Annotated in this window: 5 protein-coding genes and 1 pseudogene; 4 read left to right on the plus strand and 2 right to left on the minus strand. The window is 39.1% G+C overall.

Annotated elements, in window-relative coordinates; genetic code table 11:
• A partial coding sequence (locus F8S12_RS09020) for a transposase (RefSeq protein ID WP_230967898.1) occupies positions 1-390 on the plus strand: 390 nt, incomplete at its 5' end.
• A gap of 22 nt (positions 391-412) precedes the next feature.
• Here F8S12_RS09020 and F8S12_RS09025 read toward each other — a convergent pair.
• A pseudogene (locus F8S12_RS09025) lies at positions 413-1218 on the minus strand (IS630 family transposase); the annotation flags it as partial.
• Between the two features lie 106 nt (positions 1219-1324).
• Here F8S12_RS09025 and F8S12_RS09030 point away from each other — a divergent pair.
• The 3 genes from F8S12_RS09030 (at position 1325) to F8S12_RS42270 (ending at position 2628) form a co-directional block, all read left to right on the plus strand.
• A complete protein-coding gene (locus tag F8S12_RS09030; protein ID WP_196515971.1) occupies positions 1325-1513 on the plus strand; it encodes a hypothetical protein in 189 nt (62 codons plus the stop codon).
• A 161-nt stretch (positions 1514-1674) separates the two neighbouring features.
• Complete coding sequence (locus F8S12_RS09035; protein ID WP_196515972.1) at positions 1675-2040, plus strand: hypothetical protein; 366 nt, start codon at positions 1675-1677, stop codon at positions 2038-2040.
• A gap of 126 nt (positions 2041-2166) precedes the next feature.
• Complete coding sequence (locus tag F8S12_RS42270; protein ID WP_442946793.1) at positions 2167-2628, plus strand: transposase domain-containing protein; 462 nt, start codon at positions 2167-2169, stop codon at positions 2626-2628.
• A gap of 107 nt (positions 2629-2735) precedes the next feature.
• Here the strand turns inward: F8S12_RS42270 and F8S12_RS09045 are convergent, their stop codons facing one another.
• Complete coding sequence (locus F8S12_RS09045; protein ID WP_230967746.1) at positions 2736-3056, minus strand: helix-turn-helix domain-containing protein; 321 nt, start codon at positions 3054-3056, stop codon at positions 2736-2738.
• Between the last annotated feature and the right edge of the window lie 70 nt (positions 3057-3126).

Here is a 3126-nt window from a genome sequence, read left to right on the forward strand (position 1 = left end):
CATCTAAAAAAGTTTGGGAAAGTGAAAGTATTTAGGAAAAGTTTCAAAAACGAAACTCACAGATACTACATGATATATATACCTGAAGAAAATGCACTAATTGGAATTAGCCAAACAGAATTTAAAACATTACATTCAATTCATTGGGGGATTGAATGCTACCACAGAGCGATTAAACAAGTATGTGGTATTGGTCGATTTATGGTGAGGACATCTGAGGCAATTAGAACTCACTTTTTTAGCGCAATTCGAGCTTTTACACAATTAGAATTAATGCGGGTAGAAGAGTTAATTGAAAATTGGTATGAACTCCAAAGAAATTTATCTCTTCAAGTAGCTCGTGACTTTATTTTAGAACACCTATCACAGAAGTTGGGATTTACTGCATAGTATCACTTTTCTGTCAATGCGTAAGTTCTAGGTTTATCTCGCCTAAAAAGTTTTGAACCAAATGTGAACGATGGTAAGAAGCACCATCCCAAAAAAGAAGTAATCTTTGGTTGGGCGACTGATCTAATAAATAACGTAGATAATCAATCGTATTTTCTGAGTTACCTGCGTTATATGCTTTGAGCAGTAAGCCTCCCTTCAGATAGTCAACTGCCCGGTAGTATGTCTGTTTATCTCGTACATTAACAACTCTCACTGCTATCTCTTGATCAGCTCTTTCCCAAACATATCCGCTTAAATCTCCCCACATTAAATGACATTCATCAAGCAGTAATACTTTTAACTTTCCTGTCTCGATTTCCTCCCGATGCCTTGCCAACAGTGTTTCAATCTCTTTTTTTTTGCAGCAACAGCGTCCTCGTCAGCTTTGGGATTCAAAGAAGTAGTTTTCTTCCAACTAATTCCTGCCGCATCAAATAAATCGTAATAGCTCCGTTTTGATTCATAAGTTAGATCGTATTCAAAAGCCAATTTATATTCGAGTTCGCCAAGTTCCCAACACTCCTTTGTTTGAAACCAACTTAAGATTTCTTCTCGTTGTTGAGCAGTTAAGTAGCCTTTTCTTCCCTTGTGGTTCAAGTGCAGCCCCGAAATTCCATATTCCTCGTAGGCTTGTTTCCAGCTTGTTATCGAACCAAGTGACACATCTAAAATTGTTTGAATTTCTTCATACTTGTAACCTTGATAAACCAGTTTAACTGCCAAAGCTTTCCTTACCTCACGCGCATCTGGGCGATCATCTATAAATTCTTGTAGTTCTACGTTAGCGAAGCTCACCGAAGGTATCGCGGCTTGTAGATCCTGGTTTATCATTGTTCGTTCTTAGACAGATACACACCTCAGTAGTATCTCTTAGTTTTTTCAGAAATCAAATATGATTCCTATAGAAATGAAAAATATTATCTCGATTGTTTGGAATAACTGGTTAAAACCGCAGCAAAAATACTCTGTTTTACTATTTGACTCAACTGCTACCGCTAGTGAGATTGCTCTAATGCTTAATGGTGAGTGGGATGGCTGCAATGGTGTGATTGTGGCTTCTGGTGATGAGGTAACAGCTTAACACTGCGTCCTTACTATTAGAATCTACTCGAACTTTTTCACATTTAACATAAGTACTTTCATTACTTTTTAGTTACTCAGGTTTGTGAATTCTGAACTATATAGTTGCTCAACTTAAGTATTAAATAAAATTATTACCCATAGTCTAGGAAAAACAAAAACGTGAACCGTTGCAAAAAGCTATCCTCAATTGTGTTCCTGCTATTAGCCTTCATTTATCCACCTGCTTTGGCTGAAGCTAAGGATACTACTCTCAATCATGTTCTCAATGAACAGAGTCTTGATGGACAGACAAAATTAGTTGGAGAGCAAAGTGAAGAGCTTTTGTTAGCTCACCGAAGAACTCGACGACGTTATCATAGACGGCAACGGACTGGAAAATATTATTATCAACGCCAGCAGAATCGACGACATTATTATAGACGACGCCATCGCTCTGTACGTTATCACGGACAACCATATCGTCATGGCGAATGGGAACTTGTGCGTGATCATCATGGACGATTAATGTATGATTGGCAACGTTAAAGTCAATTTTATACCCAATTTTCTCAGCGAATTTTTAAGCGTAAATCCTAATAGGCATCCAATACTTTTCGGTTAAGGACAAAAACAGGTAAATTGAGTCTTGTACTGAAAAACACGCGCATCTAAATGCAACTCAAAGAATTTTCGTTGGTCTCACTCTTAATTGAATCAGGGGAAGTGCTAAAAGCGATAGAAACAGCGATACCACCGGAAACAATTGTGCAAGTGTTAGGACAGACAGAGAGTAGGGAAACACGAAAGCGTAAATTGCCATCACACTTAGTAGTTTGTTTGGTAATTGCGATGAACTTATGGTCATCGGATTCAATGCGAACTGTGTTGAAAAATCTGGTCAAAGGGCTAAGAACTCAGTGGCTAAAATTGGGGCAGTATTGGCGTGTACCATGCCCATCAAGGTTTAAAGCTCCAATCAAAGACACGTTCCCACCCTTAGTACCAGGTATATTACCAACTGCTCTTTCGCCATTGACTGCTCTGGCAAACAAGCGTGACATTGATAAATTCAATCCCGCTTCATCGACAAATATCAGGTTTCTGACATCAATTTTATCTAACCAACGGCGATAGTCATGTCTTAACTCTTGTACTCTTGGGGTATCTTGTTCGCTGGCATAGAGACTTTTTTTTACACCGTAAACCTAATTTTTCTACCGCACGATGCATTGTTGTGATACTTACACTAGTCCCTGTGCGTTCTGCATAGCGATGCCTGCGGCGGGGCAAAGCCCAACGCATAATTCTCTTAGCAACAAATCATTCTTACTTTCCACCAAAGACTTGATCGTGCTGAGATGTTCATCCTGAATTATCGGCTTTTGGTACCCCCCACGTTGTTTTGCTTCAATTTGTCCACTTTCACGATAATAACGTAGCACGTTGCGTACAAATGACAAGCTGACCTTAAACCTTTGAGCCAGTTGGCGTTGCGAACCTTCCTTCTCTAACCAAGCGGCAATCACACGACCACGCAAATCTTTGGAGTAAGATACTGGCATTTAATTTGACAATCACTTCCTGTTTAGCTTACCGTTTTTTGTGGTTCAATTACCTGAAAATTGCTGTAAA

It is taken from the genome of Nostoc sp. WHI, from assembly GCF_015714725.1.
GTDB lineage: Bacteria > Cyanobacteriota > Cyanobacteriia > Cyanobacteriales > Nostocaceae > Nostoc.